Source organism: Sporolactobacillus pectinivorans (genome assembly GCF_002802965.1).
GTDB classification, from domain to species: Bacteria; Bacillota; Bacilli; order Bacillales; family Sporolactobacillaceae; genus Sporolactobacillus; species Sporolactobacillus pectinivorans.
This window is the reverse complement of sequence record NZ_NXGA01000001.1, coordinates 3,476,041-3,492,559: the sequence shown is the minus strand read 5'-3', so window position 1 is coordinate 3,492,559 and position 16,519 is coordinate 3,476,041. Positions and strand designations below refer to the sequence as shown.

13 protein-coding genes are annotated in these 16,519 nt (G+C 40.3%); 5 read left to right on the top strand and 8 right to left on the bottom strand.

All coding sequences use genetic code 11. The annotated features are described in order from the left end of the window. Positions 1 to 368: 368 nt before the first annotated feature. From COP04_RS17080 to COP04_RS17050, 8 genes are all read right to left on the bottom strand, one after another. Positions 369 to 1,541 carry an IS4 family transposase gene (locus COP04_RS17080; RefSeq protein WP_420852768.1) on the bottom strand — a complete coding sequence of 391 codons (1,173 nt, stop codon included), beginning with the start codon at positions 1,539 to 1,541 and terminating at the stop codon, positions 369 to 371. Continuing rightward, entirely contained in the window at positions 1,520 to 1,702 is a 183-nt protein-coding gene (locus tag COP04_RS20355) for a hypothetical protein (RefSeq protein ID WP_239984924.1), read from the bottom strand. Before COP04_RS20355 ends, COP04_RS17080 begins: the two co-directional genes overlap by 22 nt. Before the next feature lie 565 nt (positions 1,703 to 2,267). Continuing rightward, positions 2,268 to 3,323, bottom strand: a complete 1,056-nt coding sequence (locus COP04_RS17075) for a low temperature requirement protein A (protein ID WP_100489123.1) — start codon at positions 3,321 to 3,323, stop codon at positions 2,268 to 2,270. Positions 3,324 to 3,420: 97 nt separating this feature from the next. After that, a complete protein-coding gene (locus COP04_RS17070) occupies positions 3,421 to 3,729 on the bottom strand; it encodes a hypothetical protein (RefSeq protein WP_157800359.1) in 309 nt (102 codons plus the stop codon). 142 nt (positions 3,730 to 3,871) lie between these two features. Next, on the bottom strand, positions 3,872 to 4,258 hold the full coding sequence (locus COP04_RS17065) for a MerR family transcriptional regulator (RefSeq protein ID WP_100489121.1): 387 nt from the start codon (positions 4,256 to 4,258) through the stop codon (positions 3,872 to 3,874). A gap of 35 nt (positions 4,259 to 4,293) precedes the next feature. Next, entirely contained in the window at positions 4,294 to 7,605 is a 3,312-nt protein-coding gene (locus COP04_RS17060) for a DEAD/DEAH box helicase (RefSeq protein ID WP_100489120.1), read from the bottom strand. A 5-nt stretch (positions 7,606 to 7,610) separates the two neighbouring features. Continuing rightward, the gene (locus COP04_RS17055; RefSeq protein ID WP_239984923.1) at positions 7,611 to 8,675 is read right to left on the bottom strand and encodes a sigma-70 family RNA polymerase sigma factor; all 1,065 of its coding nucleotides are present in this window, start codon (positions 8,673 to 8,675) and stop codon (positions 7,611 to 7,613) included. Positions 8,676 to 9,021: 346 nt separating this feature from the next. Next, positions 9,022 to 9,249 (bottom strand): hypothetical protein, encoded by a 228-nt coding sequence (locus COP04_RS17050; protein ID WP_100489118.1) that lies wholly within the window; start codon positions 9,247 to 9,249, stop codon positions 9,022 to 9,024. 363 nt (positions 9,250 to 9,612) lie between these two features. On the opposite strand from COP04_RS17050, the gene COP04_RS17045 reads away from it, so the two are divergent. Genes COP04_RS17045 through COP04_RS17025 form a run of 5 tightly spaced genes read left to right on the top strand, consistent with a single transcriptional unit; the run spans position 9,613 to position 16,465 of the window. Beyond that, positions 9,613 to 10,203: a helix-turn-helix domain-containing protein gene (locus COP04_RS17045; protein WP_100489117.1), complete on the top strand. Its 591-nt coding sequence runs from the start codon at positions 9,613 to 9,615 to the stop codon at positions 10,201 to 10,203. Positions 10,204 to 10,217: 14 nt separating this feature from the next. Continuing rightward, positions 10,218 to 11,741 carry a class I SAM-dependent DNA methyltransferase gene (locus COP04_RS17040; RefSeq protein WP_100489116.1) on the top strand — a complete coding sequence of 508 codons (1,524 nt, stop codon included), beginning with the start codon at positions 10,218 to 10,220 and terminating at the stop codon, positions 11,739 to 11,741. Beyond that, the gene (locus COP04_RS17035; RefSeq protein ID WP_100489115.1) at positions 11,731 to 12,984 is read left to right on the top strand and encodes a restriction endonuclease subunit S; all 1,254 of its coding nucleotides are present in this window, start codon (positions 11,731 to 11,733) and stop codon (positions 12,982 to 12,984) included. Before COP04_RS17040 ends, COP04_RS17035 begins: the two co-directional genes overlap by 11 nt. After that, entirely contained in the window at positions 12,981 to 13,184 is a 204-nt protein-coding gene (locus COP04_RS17030; protein ID WP_100489114.1) for a hypothetical protein, read from the top strand. The genes COP04_RS17035 and COP04_RS17030 overlap by 4 nt, the downstream gene beginning before the upstream one ends. 23 nt (positions 13,185 to 13,207) lie before the next feature. Continuing rightward, a complete protein-coding gene (locus COP04_RS17025; protein ID WP_100489113.1) occupies positions 13,208 to 16,465 on the top strand; it encodes a type I restriction endonuclease subunit R in 3,258 nt (1,085 codons plus the stop codon). Positions 16,466 to 16,519 lie beyond the last annotated feature (54 nt).

Genomic DNA, 16,519 nt, shown 5'->3' with positions numbered 1-16,519 from the left:
TTAGGGGGATTTTCTTCCGTTCTTATCAGCATGTTCAGGTCTTATCAATCTGGAATTCAGTCCGAGGACATCATTATTCACAATGGAGAAGATGGCATCAAATTTCATCTTTATTATTCAAGTGCAAATGTCTTTATGTCTTGAATTTATTACAAAAGTGTAATTTAGTAGATTAAAAACTCAAGTTTCGGACATGAGAAGTTGACTGTATCCTTTGACAGACGTGGTCTCGTCCCTTTTTGATTAGACTGCGACACGCTGATTCAGCAGGGGTTTTCGTAAAAAGTCGGGTAATTTGTTGAAAAATTGGTCTAGAAAAGGCTGAATCTGCTCATCTGTCAGAAGATCTTCTTCGATGAGCGTAGAACTCAGCAGTTCGAGAAGCAACTTGGAAAAAGCGGATGATGAAGCGAAAAATGCATGAGCGTAGAACTCAGCAGTTCGAGAAGGGTCATGAGTGCTTCCGCAAAACGGAGATCCTCAATCTCATCACAACAGAGAGAAAAAAGATTGCCCAACGTTCTTGGATCCTGTTCCTCCCGGGCACTCCACGCCAGCATGATATAGCGAAGAAACACAATCGTCGTATGCGCGATTAAGGCATCATAGTTGCGGCACTGACATTCTTTAGCCAGACGAAGATGAGACTTAGTCATTTTGAAAAAACATTCGATGGCCCAGCGTTTGCCATAGACGCGAACCACTTCCTCATCGGTCTGTTCCAAAGAGGTCGTCAATAGGGCCAGCCACTGTTTCGATCGGTGATGATCGCGAACAAAAACGATTTTGGCCCTCTGTTCGGAGCCGTCTTCATCCACGCCCAGTCCGACAAAAGCGGAAGCAAGAATTTTAGCGCGTCCGCGTTTCTTCCGAATCTGATGGTAAAGTTGGGTGAGGGTATAGCGTTTTCCTTCGTACGTGTAATAAACTCTTGGCATCCGCTTAAGCATACAGATCACTTGAAGCGGATAGTTTTTCACCACACGTTTAATGACGCCCGGGAAAGCAAACCAGCTGTCAAAGAGCAGTGTTTGGGCGCCTAGCTCTAAAGGGTTGATGGCATCCAGCAGACAGAACAGCACCTCGGTCCCTTTCATCAGGGCTTCTTTTCGACGGCGGTAGCCCAGGGTTCTCTTGTCAACAGAGGCATCCATTTCTTGATATCGGTTCTTTTTCTTTTGAGAACTCAGCAGTGAAAACGCGAGCGGTATGAAAGTCACGCCATCGGACCAACCCAGAGTGGGCATACGAAATCCCCTGACGTAGTGTCCCGTTGTATGATCGCGGACGCGTGAGAGTAGTTCAACGTGCTTGCTTCGATGGCGACGATACGTGGAGTCATCATAAATCAGCACGCGATTCCGATGGTCTCCAGTCAATGGCTTGAAACAAGTGACAATGAGAAACGAACTGACACGGCTCAGAAACAACCGCCAATTGTAAGTGGCCCCCTTCAGCAAATCGTAAAAGGCATCTTTGGCGGGCGCGTTCTGTAAACGGTCGGAATGGAGCAAAGTATTCAGCGTTTTTCCTTGGAGCACGAGTGAAAAAAGAACTGGATCAGAAAGAACGGTGAAAAACCCTTCACTTTCAAAATGTGACTCTGATTTAAGAAGGAACCAATCTTCGCCTGACGGAAGAATCGTGAGACGCGTGAATGAAGCTGTTTCTTCTCCTGAAGATCTGGTAAAATAGAAGCCATAGAAAACATCCTTTCTGGTTGGTGTGGTGCCTATATTTTACCAGATAAGAAGGATGTTTTCTTCTTTTTTTCAGGATCGTATTCGCCTTCCTCCTAGATAGCATCAGGGTTCAACCCTGATTTTCAACTCCGAAACTTGAGTAATTAAGATATAAAACAAAACTTAGTCTGACCCTGTTCGCTTTCATCATGCTTTCCGTGCTCCTTTTCCGAAAAAAGTGTAATAAAATAACCAGTCAGATCATTAAATCTAACTGGTTACGAGTTATTAGTAGAGTGAAATTCAATATCCCGTTTGTAATGGCAGCCAATTAGATTTAATCTTTCGCATCTAGTTGGTCAGATCATTATAGCTTCCCAACTCTAGATACTAAACGCAAGCTTGCGTTCGTATCCGGAGTGGACACGAACGCTATCTAAAGTAATAGAAGCTATAATAATATGATTGAGCCATGTGCAATCGTTTCATCAATGATTATCCTCTCAGAAGGGATTAGGTTTTATTCAATCACTATAAGAGTCTTTTGTCAATCTCTGATTTGATTATTCTTTGGGGGCGAACTTTTCATTTGTGCGCCGACTGCAGAATGACACGCCACCAGTATGCAGCCAATATAATCAAAATAAGTGTTAAGGCAGCTAAAAACGTTAACGCACTATTTTTCAATAGAACGCTTAATACAATCCAGATTAAGCTCAAAGCGGAAATTACTGTGAATTCTTTTATGGTAATGTGTGTGTTCTTCTTGGGATAAGTGATCAGCAGGGCCAACATAGAATAAATGAAAAGGACTGCGCTGATGTCAAAGATGATGACAAAGAAAGTGGTATTCAGTTCCTTCAGGATAAACAGTTCCAATAATGCGGTCATTAAATTAATCCCTAAGAAAATAAAATAATGAAGATGAATTAAAACCAAGCCGGCAGTCTTGGTTCTCCGGTTAATGCCCAATTCATAGTTAATGATATAGACTGTAAAAAGCAGCGCAATGACCACAAAATAGAAAACGCTCTCCGGTCTGAAATGATGAATAGTGACTGTTTGTGCGATGGCAATCACTGCTTCGCCAAACAGCAATAAGGTAAAAAGCGAATACCGTTCGGTTAGATGATCAAACTGCGTTGAAAAATCAGTCAGTGTCTGTTTCATGAACAGCGGATAGAAAGCGACAGTGAAGATCGACACAGCATAAATGGCAAAACGCATGGGATAGGGAGCCGGAAAGGGGAGAATGGTCACAAAGCCGATCAGGCTAATCACTGTAAGCAGCACGGATAATTGTAAGGCTAGTTTTTTCCGTTCCGGAGAATCAGCACGCTTCACCTGCAGATAGTACTGAAAGGCGATGCTTAAAAACAGAATGGACGTTGATCCGGCGAAGGTGAAATGAGTGGATGCAAAATGTTCGTTTAGAGATTGCGAAAGGATCACAACCCAGAACATATCGAAAATCAGAAACAGAGAGTTGACGAGATCCTCTTTCAGGAAGCGATTCGCATAGACGGTCTGATAAGTCCAGATGGTCCAGAATACGAGCATCATCATTAAGTACTCTGCCAGATTGACCAGGGGGATCGTATGATTGCTGACTTCTTTTTTCCCGATTATTCTCTCTGCCACTTTCTCAACCTCCCACTCACTGGCTTGTCCAGAACATCTTCATTTCACCATAACTTGATAAGAAAAGCCAATACGGACTCGCATTGGCAAACGAAACTTATTTAACTTCAAAGGTTGCGGTCAGATCATCGGCACTTTTTGTGACATAAGTCACTTTGACATTTTTTGAAACAGTTGTTGTCGTTGAAGCATTTTTAACCGATTCCTGGTAGGCATAAAATAATTTGATATTAGAAATGTTCAACCCGCCTTCAAAACCTTCAAACGTTTCATCAAACTCTGGTGTCTGCGCTTTCGCGGAATAGATAACAATCTTTTCAACTTCTCCGTTTGAAACCGTCAGCTTAATTTTAATTGGCCCGCTTTCGACCAAGACTTTTGTTCCTTCTGGTGCTGTTTCGGGCAATGCTAAGCCTGCCGAAACACTTCGGTTAAAATTTTTTTGGATCGTTTGGCAGTCAATTAAAGATGCCATGGCGTGATCATTCCCTTCCATAAAGTAGAATCATTATATTCCTTAAACCTCGCTTTAAGGCAAGCCTCAGCGCTTACGCATGACTGACTTTAGCAGCTTCTTTTTTCTTCATCTCTTTCAGCATGTCCAGCTTCTTATCCACCTTGGCAACGGCTTCATCGATCCGTTGCTTTTCATTGAACAAACGCTGTTTTTGCTCAATAAAAATCTGCTCTCTTTCTTCAAGTGTATCCGGCCCCTCCATATGTAGCTGCGCAATATGCCTGAGCGTACTGATTGACATACCCGTCGAACGCATGCAGCGAACAAGTTCAAGCCAGAAAAGATCTTCTTCTTTAAATTGTCTGTAGCCGTTCTTATCTCTGGCCACAAAAGGCAGAAGCCTCTGCTGATCGTAATAGCGGATGGACGACTCCGGTATGTGCAGTGATTCGGAAACTTCTTTTATCGATTTGGACATAGGAATCCTCATTCCTTTAGATATTTGAACGAGCATCAACTTCTTAAATTTTGTTTCACAACATCAGGAAGTCTGCCAAGAAAGTAGTCTTCAATAATATCCCAAAACTTTTTTGTATAGTTTTTTATCTGTTCTTTTTTGGGACCATTTTCAGGTTCTTTGGGTAGAGTAAACAGATAGTTGAGCATCACCATACTGATTTTGTGTTTCAGATAAACTTCACTCATAATTGCATTTGTATACTTCTGGGGTGAATGAATTGCTCGGTCTATTGGGTAAACACTGTTGATGCGTATATAGATCTGAGGATTGTTCCCACCAGCAATTTCGTAATTAATCAAATCCAGTGATTCAGATAAGCCCAGAACAATAAGAAATTCCTCAAAATTGATGTCATTTTTAGAGCGAGCTCTGTAAAAAGTAAAGTTGCTATCTTGTTGCTGAAAAAATGACTGGTTTTTATATAGCCTCTTTTGTACTTCCTCAAGTAAGTTTAAGTAGTTGATATAGTTTGAGTTTACTTTGTACGAGGTCTCCTGATCTGCTCTTGTCACTATGAACCTGCTATTTTGCTGGTTCATTAATGATGTAATACGAACCATTCCATTTAAAAATACATTTGCTAGACCAATCGCTTTATATTTATTTGAAATGCCGAAATGTTCATTTAAAAATCCACCAAGTTGATTTTCATTAAAAAAGTCTCCAGAATAAGCTTGGGTTCTTAAAAATCCTTCGATAGTTTGTAAAAAATTATTAAAATCAGACATCACTGTAGATACATCTTTATTTTTGAGGTCAATCGTTATTTTCAATGCGGGATTGATTTGCTGAAATAATTTGTTATCCCTCAAGGAGTCTGGATCTGAAAACATCAAGAATTTAAATTTTGCAAATGAATACTTGCTGTATCGCTTTTCCCAGAGCGATTTAATATCAAATTTATAGATACCAGAAAAATAATTCTTGTCATCCAACAACATAATTGGTTCCAAGTAAGGCTTATAATTTGAAGTCTCAGCCAACTTCTTACCCTCTTGACTGAGCATAACTGTTTCTTGAGCGAATATGGCTCTAGGGCGCGCCACAATTGGCGAATATTCCATCTGCTTCTCGAATCCCTTTTCAATTGTCAGCAATGTGATTTTTAGCCTATTATCGATATCATCATCATTATGATTTCCTCGATTAAAAATATAGGAAAAATCATCCGCACTAACGACTATATTTCTCGATTTTTTCGAAAAGTAAAGATCAAGAATTTTCTTCATGACTTCAATCACTTCGCTCTTTTTTACAGCTGATAATCCGTAAAGTCGTTTGACTTCGGTAAAATCTTTGTTTAAATAATCAAAATAGGCATGGCCTGTTAATTGTTGATCTCTAGCAGCACGTCCGATTTCCTGAACATAGTCAATGACATTTCCAGTCGGTGCATAATGGTAAACATTATTTATATCAGGAATATCTATTCCCATTCCAAATGCCTTGGTAGCGAGCATGACTCTCGCATCACCATTCAGAAAGGCTTCAAAATTACCTTTCTTTTCATCCTTATCCAGAGGGCCGTAGTAACGTACTGTTTTTGTGATTAGTTTTTCTTCAAACTGTTGTAAGTGATAGTAAAAACCATTTAACAAACGGACTGTTGGAAAATAAACCAGTGTTTTTTCACCTTTGTGACTGTAGCCTCTTAACCTTCTGCTTAATAAATCAAATTTTGCTTTTCGATAGTCATTAGAGTATTTTTCAAATTCTTTTCTTGATGATTGAACGTGCAACATGAGATCATCACGTTTTACATAACCAAAGTAGGCAATAGGGTTCACCATATGAAGACTATCCCGTGTCTCAGAATACATATCTTCAGGGCCGCCATATATCGCAGTAGCCGTAAAAGTGGCTATCGGAAATTTTTGTTTCTTCCTTAGTTTCGAAAGATATGAACCTAAATACCAATAATCGGCTCGGAAAGATTTGCCCCAAGTCGTAACGATATGTGCTTCGTCAATGACAAAAAGTCCTAATCTCCTTTTTCCAATCAACATCTCAATATCAGATCGACTTAAGAGCGTTTCAGTGGAAATATATAAAATATCTATTTCGCCATTTTGAACACGGTCTCTTATTTCTTCCTTTTCAACTGGTGAGATGCCTGAGTTTATCGTTTTCGCGTTTTTAATATTCTTCTTCTCAAGACTCTTAACCTGATCATCCATTAGTCCAATAAGAGGGGATATAACAATGGTTAAAAAGCCTTGTTCTCTGTATTTTTCAGCTAGATAGAGGGCAGGAATTTGAAACATGATCGATTTCCCAGCCCCTGTAGGTGATGTCACATAAATATCCCTTGCCGTTTTATCTTCTTGAGCCGTCATAGCAATGGATGCTTGTTCGACGATGTCATCAATAATTTGTGCCTGACTGACGTTAACAGTTTCATTTCCTGAACTCTCAACATCTTTATACGTCTTTAATAATCTGAAACTTTCATAACCCCAATATTTATTAAGTAGATCCAGATAGTTAATTAAATTAGGTATTTGTCGAATTTCCATCTTCTTACTAGAAAGAATGATGTTTACTTTTTCATTCAGTATTTGATAAATCATAGATAATCTTTGATCGTAGTGATGAGGTAAATTGTTTCGGTCATCCACGAAGTAGACACAAACATTCTTATAATTAAATTCAGTTTGCACTTTAGCTGTAAAAGACAAAAAAGAATCTTCACTATCAGTAAGTTCGAAAACATATGTATTGTCGTCTATTTCTGGATCTTCTTGATACTTGATGGGAGCAAGATTTGAAGGATCGTAATACAAAACTTGATGGGCATTTTCAAGATCAAGAGTAATATAGGTAATGTAGTATCTATCATTTAATTCATTATAATAAATCTTTCCATAATACCTTGAGATGATGTTTAATTGCTCTTGCTGAGCCTCTGTTAACTCGTCATCATCATATTCATAAAGTTCTTTATATGAAGTGAACACGTCCTGCATTGTACCATTATATGGAAATAAAGAGTCATATAAATTGTTTTTTATAAGAATAACTGAATAAAAGTTATCAAGCGACACATCATTATTGACTGTGATATATTCCTCGAATGTGCACCACAAGACATTGTCTAATTGATTTCTCTGGTCAATGACTTCAATCAACATCTCTTTTTTTATACCAATTAGATCATTGATTTTAGCAGTTAAAGGAACTGAAAATAGTTTTTTCGGTTCTTGAACAAGTTCTTCAGTTGAAAAGCCTTCAAAAACAATCAAAGTTGATTTTGTGTTATCCGTATATTTGTGTATTTCTTCACTTTTTGTTTGAATGAGAGACATTAAATTCACCCTTTAATAAATTCTTTCAAATTATTTTTTCTCATTTTATATCTTAACTTGCCTAAAGCTTTCGCTTCTATCTGACGAATTCTTTCACGGGTCAAATGAAACATCTTTCCAATCTCCTCTAAGGTCATCATTTCAGGATGATCAATTCCAAACCGTAACTTTATCACATCAATTTCTCTTGGTTTTAGACAATCCATAAGCTTTTCAATTTCATGATGAAGTTCCTTCTTTTCAAATTGTTCGTCTGGAGTAAGCATAAATTCCGGGGGGGTGATTTGAGATCCCAAAGTCAAATTTATTGGTAGTAGATCCTGAAGTTCTGTTTCCCCGTCACTGCCAACTAGTGTTTCTAAGCGAGGCATATGGTCAAATTGATAGGTGATACGCTTAAGTTTCCAGTAATCAGTTTGACTCATATCTAGAGATTTGCATAGATCTTCCACGTCAATTCCGCCATGTTCATTTTCATAACGCATCTCTACATTTTTCACTTTCATGATCTTTTCATGCAGGTGGACAGGTAACCGTATGAGCCTGGATTCATCTGCAATACCTCTTGTGATAGATTGCCTGATCCACCAAGTTGCATAGGTGGAAAATTGATACCCCATATCTGGCACAAATCTATCTATTGCTTTAAAGAGTCCAGCATTTCCAAATGAAATCAAATCATCATAATCAAGACATGTACCTTGAATCATTTGTTTATATCGCAGAGCAATTTTATTTACGAGTCTTTGGTTGATCACAAAAATGGTGTTTAGACGCTCTATTTGTTTAGAATCACCGTGTCCAAACTGTTGATAATCCTTGATGAATTCCGAGTTCCTGCGGAATGTATTATCTTCAATTTTTTCAATCTCAGATCTTTTTTTAAATTCATCTGATTCCAAGAAATCATCTATATCAAAATCATCATCGTCAAAATCTTTTTCTTCGTCTATGCTTGCTGTTCCTTCGGTGCTCTTTTTATCACGTACAAAACCTAATGATTGAATATCCTTCCAAAATTGATTTGGTTGATTTGCATAGAACTTTAAAAACTGGTCCTTACTTAACAAATAGTGTGCTTTTACGAGAGTGTCTAATGTTTCATCAAGATCATAAGGCAATACTTTATTTACGAAAACTTTTGAAAGGATGCTTTTTAGATTGAATTTATATTGTGTTATCGTAAAGCAACACTCCTCAGCTGGTAACAGAATTTATTCAGTCAGAAGGATTGGAAATTTCATTGGAAAACAGGCATGATCGGAAAGTATCAATAAAGATATTTCGTCAAATTGCTCGAAATATCCTTTCAAAATGACATAATAGTTACTATTTAAAATAAACATTGAAAATTTCTTTTTAATTTTTCGTTCATGGATAAAAATCACTCTATATTTGTCCTTTTATCGGTAAATTTTATTTATAAATCAAAGCATGACCTGTAAGAGCAAGTGCTTGTTTCATGCCTTCCAATTGCTCAGAGATGATAATCCTCTTCGCGGTATCGATAGCCAGTTTTGATTCTTTGAGACGATCAATTTCGAGCTGCATATGCTCAATTGCTTTTAACAGATCTTCTTTTGAACGGTCGGTAAGTTCGGAAATATGATCGCATTTATTGAGTGGAACGATGGATAATTGCATGGTAATGCCTCCTTTGAAATATTAGATGTTCATGTTCAATTTAATAATCTGAAACGTTAGCATCCACCTTTTCTCTGAAATGGATGGAATGAATATTAAAAAACATTCCAGATGAATAAACAAAAAGTTACGTCCGTTTTGTTGAGTCTTGCCAGTAATTTGACCATAATAGAAAAAGATAAAGGATCATTCGGAGCAGAGTAAGTGAGTTTCTTCGACAAGCATTCCAGTGCCGCGATAAAAAATGAAATGTGTAACAACACAACAACATTAAAATAGCAGAAAATATTGACTCGGTCAATAATCGGTTTTAAAATAATATTAACCGAGACAATATGTGATGCCCACGTGGGTGGTGATGGATTGATAGGCTTGGAATATATGCTTGGGCTCTACAACATGCAGCAGCTTGAGCTGGCTGATCAATTAGGCATAAAGAAACAAAATATAAATCTGTGGCTTAAAGGCAAGCAAAATATACCGAAAAAATATCTGCCGACGCTTGAGAAATTTTTTCATATCGATAGCAGCTATTTTTCCAAGGAACTCAATGAAATTGAAAAGCTGGAGATTCAGAAAGAAAAACTGAAAAAAGAGCTTCAGCCAATCATTGAACGGCATGAACACGTCCTCAGGCGAGGCGCTGATAAACTGGAATCCGTGCCGATCTATGATAAAGAAGAGATCAATAAGATCGAACGAAGCATTGAAAAAGAAAAACTGATCCAGAGGTTTAAAGAAACGCTGGAGCAGGTCGACAAGCACCCTTACATGGACACTTACCGGATCATCATTGAGCTTTTGGAGCAGGCGGAATCCGAAATTATTTTGCAAAAGACGATTCAAGGTCTGGCCCATTATCTGAACGTGTTGCCGGGAGACATCACAACCGGATCAGAGCAGGAAGAATTCGAAGCAGCACTCTTTGAAGTACTGGATGATCACAACTATTGAGGAGAGACATCATCATGACAGAATCAACCGCAAACATCGGTTTTGAAGAAACACTATGGAAGGCAGCGGACAAACTGCGCGGCAGTATGGATGCCAGCGAGTACAAGCATGTTGTACTGGGATTGATCTTTTTAAAATACATATCGGATAAATTTGAGATGAAATTCAATGCGCTCGTTGCTGAAGGCGAGGGTTTTGAAGAAGAGATTGATGAGTATCTCGCTGAGAACATTTTCTGGGTACCAAAAGAAGCCCGATGGAGCCATATCCGGGACAATGCCAAGAGTGAAAAAATTGGTCAGATCATCGACGATGCGATGATCTTGATCGAGAAAGACAATGAAACTTTGAAAAATGTACTTGAAAAACGTTACGCCCGTCCAGAGATTGACAAACGAAGGCTCGGCGAACTCGTTGATCTCGTCTCAACGATTAAGCTGTATACGAATGAAGAAAAGGATCTACTCGGCAGAGTATATGAGTATTTTCTTGGCAAGTTTGCCGAAGCGGAAGGCAAGGGCGGCGGTGAATTCTATACGCCATCAGGTGTCGTTAAAACGCTGGTTTCAATGATCGAGCCCTTCAAAGGCCGTGTCTATGATCCTTGCTGCGGTTCAGGTGGCATGTTTGTCCAAAGCGAAAAATTTGTTGCAGAAAATCAAGGGCGACTCGCGGATCTGGCCATTTACGGCCAGGAATTGAACGCAACCACCTGGAAAATCTGCAAAATGAATCTAGCGATTCGCGGTCTGGCAGGCGATATTGGACCGCATCATGACGACACATTCCATAATGATCTTCACAAAAACTTGAAGGCCGATTTCGTACTCGCTAATCCGCCGTTCAATATCAGTGATTGGGGCGGCGAACAACTGACCGAGGATGTCCGCTGGGCTTATGGCGTACCACCAAAGGGTAACGCCAACTATGCATGGCTGGAACATATGATTTACCACCTCTCTCCGCGCGGGGTGGCAGGTGTCGTACTCGCCAACGGTTCACTCAGCACCAGCACATCCAATGAAGGGGAAATCCGTAAAAATCTACTCGAGAGCGACTTGGTTGATTGCATTGTGGCCATGCCAGACAGACTGTTTTATTCCGTCAGCATTCCCGTATCCCTTTGGATTCTCAACCGCAATAAAAAGGGCAATGCCAAACAGCGCAGCAGAGAAAATGAGATCCTGTTCCTCGATGCTCGTCACCTTGGCGACATGATTGACCGCCGTCACCGCGAACTCAAACCGGAGGATATTAAGAAAATCGCCGGTACCTATCATCAGTGGAGAGACAAAGACGGGGAGTATGAAGATATCAAAGGCTTCTGCAAATCGGCTGCACTGGACGAAGTTAAGGCTAATGATTATATCCTGACGCCCGGTCGATATGTCGGTATTGAAGAAGAAAAAGATGACGGCATTCCGTTTGATGAAAAAATGGATCAGTTGACCGGTGAACTTACCGAACTCTTCGCCCAATCTCATAAACTTGAAGACGAGATAAAGAAGAATCTTAGGGGGATTGGGTATGGAATATAGTCAAGTGAGATTGGGGAAAATAGCCGAATATGTTGACGAAAAAGTTAGCATTAACAGTATCGATTTAACTAATTATGTGTCAACTGAGAACCTTGTATCCAATATTGGAGGAGTGGAATTAGCAAGTAAATTGCCTGAAGTTAAAAAGGTTACAAGTTTTGGTGAACGAGATATATTAATATCTAACATAAGACCATATTTCAAAAAAATTTGGTTAGCAGATCGAAACGGTGGTTGCTCAAATGATGTGTTAGTTATAAGAGCAAATAGTGAAGTCAATGCTTCTTATCTCTATTATAATTTGGTAAGTGACAATTTTTTTGATTATGTTATGGCAGGTGCTAAGGGAACCAAAATGCCAAGGGGAGATAAAAAACACATCTTAAATTATGAAGTGAAATTGCCCTCCTTGGAGTTACAAGACTCCATTGCAAACATTCTCTCAACTTTAGATGATAAAATCGAAGTCAACACTCAAATCAACAAAACACTGGAAATGATGGCTCAGGAGATTTTCAAACATTGGTTTGTGGATTTTGAGTTTCCAAATGAAAACGGCGAACCGTATCAATCTAGTGGCGGTGAAATGGTTGAGAGTGAACTTGGGATGATTCCGGAAGGGTGGAAAGTAGAAGAACTAGACGATATATGTGACATCAGTTCAAGCAAAAGAATTTTTATGAATGAATATGTAAATGAAGGAATTCCATTTTATAGAGGAAAGGAAATAATTGAAAAAAGTAAAGGCTCTATAATTTCTACTGAATTGTATATCAGCCTAGAAAAATATAATGAAATTAAAGAGAAACATTCAGTACCTGTGAAAGGTGATATTTTGTTGACATCTGTTGGAACACTTGGTGTCCCTTTTAGAGTGACAAATGAAAAATTTTATTTTAAAGATGGGAACCTTACTTGGTTTAGGAATTACGCTAAAAAAGAATTTAGTAATTATATCTATTCATGGCTTGTATCTTCGGAAGGAAAGAAAAGTCTAGATTCTATCAAAATAGGTTCTACTCAAAAAGCTTTAACAATTGCTTCGTTGAAGAAGTTAAGATTAATCATTTGTGAAGATACATTATTAATAAAATTTGAAAACATCATGGATAAATTTATGGACAGGATGAGCTGTAATAACAATGAAAAAGCTTACCTCATGAATTTACGAAACGCCCTCCTCCCCAAACTGATGTCCGGCGAGATCAGGGTATCCCTTGAAAAAGAGGGTGTGGTTCAATGAAGTTCGGAATGAGAAAACCGAGTTTGAAGAAAAGAATTGCGGCACGGACAAGCATCAAACGCCAGATTGTCCAGAGGGCAGGCCTTAAGATGCCGAGAGGTTATGGCTGGGTTCGGAATCCGAAGAAGTATTTTTATAACAAGGTTTACCATAGAACGACTTTTGATATTTTTTCTTTGCTGAAGAAATTGTTCAAATAGGGCTGGGAAAGGGGGAAGCACCAATGGGTCGGGCGGAAAATTTTACGGAAGACTTTCTTGAAAAGGCTGCGATTGAAATTTTGGAGGAACTAGGTTATGAGTATCAGTTTGGGCCGGATATTGCCTGCGATGGCAAGGACCCTGAGCGCCAGGATTATAAAGGGATTATTCTTGAGAATCGCGTTAAAGACGCGCTCTTCCGGATTAATCCGGATATTCCGAGAGAGGCTCTAGATGATGCCTTTCGTCAGTTGGTCACGTTCAACAGTCCTTCTTTGGCTGAGAATAATCACTATTTCCATAAGCTGCTGACGGAAGGAATCGAGGTTTCCTTTAAGGAGAATGATCTGATTCGCACAAAGCGTGTCTATTTGATTAACTTAGCTCATCCGGAACAGAATAATTTTCTTGTTGTGAACCAGTTTACGATTATTGGCCAGGAAAAAAGGCGACCGGACCTGATTCTCTTCATCAACGGTCTGCCGCTTGTTGTGGTCGAGTTGAAATCGGCCTCTGATGACAATGTCGGGATCGAAAATGCCTACAATCAGATTCAGACCTACAAGAAGGATATCGAAAGTCTCTTCTATTACAATGCCTTTTGCATCATTTCTGACGGCATCAATGCCAAGGCGGGAACCCTCACCTCAAACTTCGAACGTTTCATGAATTGGCGAAGTGAGGATGGCGAGACTGTGGCCCCTCTTTCCATGCCGCAGTATGAAACACTGTTTCGGGGTATGTTGTCCCGGCCGCACATTCTTGACATCATAACGCACTTCATCCTTTTCCAAACATCCAGTTCTGAGAACTATGATCAACAAGGTAAAAAGCTCGGGGCCAAGAAAACACTGACAAAAATTTTGGCGGCCTATCATCAATATTTTGCGGTGAAAAAGGCAATCGAGAAAACAAAAATGGCAACGAGTATAACTGGCAACCGAAAAATCGGTGTGGTCTGGCATACTCAGGGATCAGGGAAGAGTTTCTCAATGGTCTTCTACGCTGCGGCGCTTGTCCGTCAACTGAACAACCCGACGATTGTCGTAATTACCGATCGCAATGATCTGGACGATCAACTCTATACGACTTTTGTCAGATCGGAAGAAATTCTGCGGCAGGAACCTAAGCAGGCGGACATTCGAAAACTGAGCGACGAACAGAAGAAAACACAGGCGAGTGATCATTCTATGGAGATCAACGGACTTTATGATCTGCTCAATGATCGCGTTTCCGGCGGCATCATTTTTACAACCATTCAGAAGTTCAAACCGGATGATGGCGAGATGCCGGTTTTAACTGATCGCCGCAATGTGATTATTATCGCAGATGAAGCGCATCGCAGCCAGTACGGACTGAGTGCGAAAACGAACATAAAGACCGGGAATGTGAAATTTGGCTATGCCAAATACATGCGTGATACGCTGCCCAATGCCTCCTATATTGGCTTTACCGGAACGCCGATTGAGTTTGAGGATAAGTCAACACCGGCTGTTTTTGGGGATTACATTGATATATACGATATGACCCGCTCAGTCGAGGACAAAGCAACGGTTAAGATATATTATGAAAACCGGATTATAAAACTCGAAGCGGATGACGATGTCTTGAAGGAACTGGACGAGGAATTTGACGAGATTACGGAAGGCCAGGAAGAGGCGGAACGGGAAAAGAATAAGGCCAAATGGTCCCGGCTGGAATCGGTGGTCGGTTCGCCCAACCGGATCAAAAAGCTGGCTAAAGATATTGTCCAGCACTTTGAAGCAAAGGAAAAAGTGATGAACGGCAAAGCCATGATTGTCTGCATGAGTCGGAAAATCTGCGTTGCACTCTATGATGCGATTGTGGTGCTGCGGCCGGAGTGGCATAGTGACGCTGTCGACAAAGGCAAAATTAAAGTCGTCATGACGGGAAGCGCCGCCGATGATGAGCGGCTGCAGAAGCATGTTGGTGGCAAACAGCGCCGCGATACGCTGTCGAAGCGGATGAAAGACAACAACGATCCGCTCAAGATTGTGATTGTCCGCGACATGTGGCTGACCGGATTTGATGTGCCTTCACTCAATACGATGTATATCGACAAACCGATGAAGGGACACAACCTGATGCAGGCCATCGCCCGCGTCAACCGTGTTTTCAAGGATAAGGAAGGTGGCGTCGTTGTCGACTACATTGGTATCCTTGAAAGCCTGAAAAAGGCGTTGAACCAATACACGGATAGCGACAAGAAAAATACGGGAATCGATATGCCGGCAGCCATTGCAGTGATGCAGGAGAAGCTGGAAATTGTCAGAGATATATTCCATGGCCTGGATTACAGCGATTATTTTGGAAAGTCTCAGGTCAAACGAATCCGGGCCATCACAGCTGGTATGGACTTTGTCTTGGGAAAAGACGAAACGGAACAAAAAAACTTCATTCAGTTTGCCACGGAATTAGGCAAAGCGCATGGACTTTGCTCTGCAACCGAACCCGGTAAGGCTGTGACTCTGGAAGTCGGCTATTTCAAAGCGGTTAAGGCGAGCTTGGTTAAGCTGCAAAACAAGGGGAAAAGTGGGATTGGCAAAAAAGCGATCGAGCAGCGCGTCAGTCAAATGCTAGAGCGGTCGATTATCTCCGAAGAAGTTATCGATGTCTTTGAAACGATGGGCCTGAAGCAGCCGGAAATCTCTCTGTTGGATGAACAGTTCCTGAAGGAAGTCCAATCGATGAAAACGAAAAACCTCGCCAGAGAAATGTTGAAAAAGCTGCTCGAAGGCGAGATCAAAGTGATGGAACGAACCAATCTGGTGAAGTCCGAACTCTTCTCGGAAAAGCTGAAGAAGTCGCTCAATAAATACAGAAACCAATCAATCACTAACGCCGAAGTCATTGAAGAACTGATTAAAATGGCCAAACAGATCCGCCAAATGAGTGCTGATGAAGAGAAATTGGGTCTGAACAAGGATGAAATTGCCTTCTATTATGCCCTTTCCGATAACAAAGCGGCCAAAGAATTCTATGATGACGACACCTTGAAGAAAATCGCCCAAGAGTTGACCAGTTCCATCCGGCGAAATGTCACTGTCGATTTCAATGTGCGAACCCAGGCACAGGCAATGATGCGTCGAACCGTTCGTCGACTCCTGAAGAAGTACAATTATCCACCAGATCAGGCCAAAGAAGCACTGGAAATTGTCATGCGGCAGGTCAACCTTATGTCGAAGGCAGAGAATTCGACGTATGATGGGATGCTTGGGGCGCAGATGGCGGCGGAGGATAAAACTAGCTACGAGATCTGACAAAAAAATTATTTGATTTTCCAATTTCATACACATATTGTAAACAATTACCTA

Excerpts from the sequence above, each read along its gene's own strand:
- COP04_RS17030 (WP_100489114.1), top strand. The coding sequence starts at position 12,981 with ATGAAGTTCGGAATGAGAAAACCGAGTTTGAAGAAAAGAATTGCGGCA.
- COP04_RS17040 (WP_100489116.1), top strand. The coding sequence starts at position 10,218 with ATGACAGAATCAACCGCAAACATCGGTTTTGAAGAAACACTATGGAAG.
- COP04_RS17035 (WP_100489115.1), top strand. The coding sequence starts at position 11,731 with ATGGAATATAGTCAAGTGAGATTGGGGAAAATAGCCGAATATGTTGAC.
- COP04_RS17050 (WP_100489118.1), bottom strand. The coding sequence starts at position 9,249 with ATGCAATTATCCATCGTTCCACTCAATAAATGCGATCATATTTCCGAA.
- COP04_RS17025 (WP_100489113.1), top strand. The coding sequence starts at position 13,208 with ATGGGTCGGGCGGAAAATTTTACGGAAGACTTTCTTGAAAAGGCTGCG.
- COP04_RS20355 (WP_239984924.1), bottom strand. The coding sequence starts at position 1,702 with ATGGCTTCTATTTTACCAGATCTTCAGGAGAAGAAACAGCTTCATTCA.
- COP04_RS17060 (WP_100489120.1), bottom strand. The coding sequence starts at position 7,605 with ATGTCTCTCATTCAAACAAAAAGTGAAGAAATACACAAATATACGGAT.
- COP04_RS17065 (WP_100489121.1), bottom strand. The coding sequence starts at position 4,258 with ATGTCCAAATCGATAAAAGAAGTTTCCGAATCACTGCACATACCGGAG.